This window comes from Mesorhizobium sp. M1E.F.Ca.ET.063.01.1.1, from assembly GCF_003998155.1.
Lineage (GTDB): Bacteria > Pseudomonadota > Alphaproteobacteria > Rhizobiales > Rhizobiaceae > Mesorhizobium.
The window spans coordinates 1-1592 of the sequence record NZ_RZSC01001053.1 but is presented as its reverse complement, the minus strand read 5'-3'; the positions used below and the strand labels follow the sequence as shown (position 1 = coordinate 1592).

General features: G+C 65.0%; 2 protein-coding genes and 1 pseudogene. All 3 read right to left on the bottom strand.

Annotated features, from left to right (window positions below):
• A partial coding sequence (locus EOA29_RS35910; RefSeq protein ID WP_145970026.1) for an ATP-binding cassette domain-containing protein occupies positions 1-291 on the bottom strand: 291 nt, incomplete at its 3' end.
• On the bottom strand, positions 288-1280 hold the full coding sequence (locus tag EOA29_RS35905) for an ABC transporter permease (RefSeq protein WP_126092945.1): 993 nt from the start codon (positions 1278-1280) through the stop codon (positions 288-290). The genes EOA29_RS35905 and EOA29_RS35910, both read right to left, overlap by 4 nt.
• Before the next feature lie 69 nt (positions 1281-1349).
• A pseudogene (locus tag EOA29_RS35900) lies at positions 1350-1592 on the bottom strand (substrate-binding domain-containing protein); the annotation flags it as partial.

The window sequence follows — 1592 nt, the reverse complement described above, 5'->3', positions numbered from 1 at the left end:
CGACGCCACATCCTGTTGTTTAGCGAGCGAAAGATCCTGGTAGATCATCTCGATGCCGAGGCGGCGCCGCTGGCCGGGATCGAGCGCAAGGATGTCCTTGCCGTCGAATTCGATCGAGCCGGTGTCGGCGCGGTAGATGCCGGTGATGGTCTTCATCAGCGTCGACTTGCCGGCGCCATTGTCGCCGACCAGCCCGACCACTTCGCCGGCCGCGACCGACAGGTCGACGCCATGCAGCACGTCGACCGCGCCGAAGCTTTTGCGGATGCCGTGGAGCGAAAGCAGGGTCATACGCGCGACTCCTTCCGCACCTGGTACTGGTCGATGAAGACCGCGAGGATCAGCACCGCGCCGATCGCCATCTGCTGGTAATAGGACTGCACGGCTAGCAGCGTCAGGCCGTTCTGCAACACGCCCATGATCAGCGCGCCGATCATGGTTCCAAGGATCGAGGCGCGGCCGCCGAAGAGGTTGGTGCCGCCGATGATCGCAGCAGTGATTGCCGTAAGCTCGTAATTGATGCCGGCGGTCGGATCGCCGGCATTGACGCGGGCGGTGAAGAGCAGACCGGCAAGGCCGGCGAGCGCGCCGGACAGCGTATAGATGATGCGCCGGTGCTGCTCGACGCGGATGCCGGCCGCGCGCGCGGCACCCTCGCTGTCGCCGAGCGCCAGCGTGTGGCGGCCGAAGCGCGTATAGGCGAGCACCGCATGCGCGACGATCGCCGTCAGCACGAAGATGATGACCGGCATCGGAATGCCCAAGGGCCGTCCTTGCCCGATATAGACGATCTCGGGCGGCAGGCCGTAGATCGCCCTGCCCTGCGAGATGACCAGCGCCAGCCCGCGCGCCAGGCCCAGCATGCCGAGCGTGACGATGAAGGCCGGCACGAAGGCGCGAGTCACCAATTGCCCGTTGATATAGCCGGCAATCGCGCCGGCAAGGATGCAGGCGATCACGGCGAACACCGACGGCCAGCCGAGATTGACGGCAACGAAGGCGCCGGCCACGCCGGCGAGCCCCATGACCGATCCGAGCGAAAGGTCGAGCCCGCCCGAGCCGATGACGAAGGTGGCGGCAATCGCCAGCACGCCGATCGTCGAGGTCGCGAGCAGGATGTTGAGGAAATTGCTGAGCGACAGGAAGAAGGGCGACAGCAGCGCCATCGCCGCACTCAGCGCCAGAAGCACGACCAGGGACTCCAGCCTGATGTGGAGCCTCTCGACGGATGCGCGCTGCACCCGAGCCCAGAAACCGGGCTGCGCCGTTTCGGAAGACATGTTTTTTACCCTTCGGGTAGGGGTTAGGCAGTGGGGATTAGGGACTAGGCACCCCTACTGCCTACTGCCTCATTTCACATATTGCAGCATCGGCTCCTTGCCCGCGTCGAGCACGTCCTTGGTCAGCACCAAGGTGGGCACCGCGACGCTTTCCTCGACCTTCTCGCCGGCCAGCGCCTTCTTGACGTTCTCGACCGCCTGCTTGCCGACGAGATAGGGAAGCTGCGCGACGGAAGCGTTGAGACGGCCTTCCTTGATCGACTTCACCGCATCGACATTGCCGTCGACGCCGATCATCGTCACCTGCTGGCC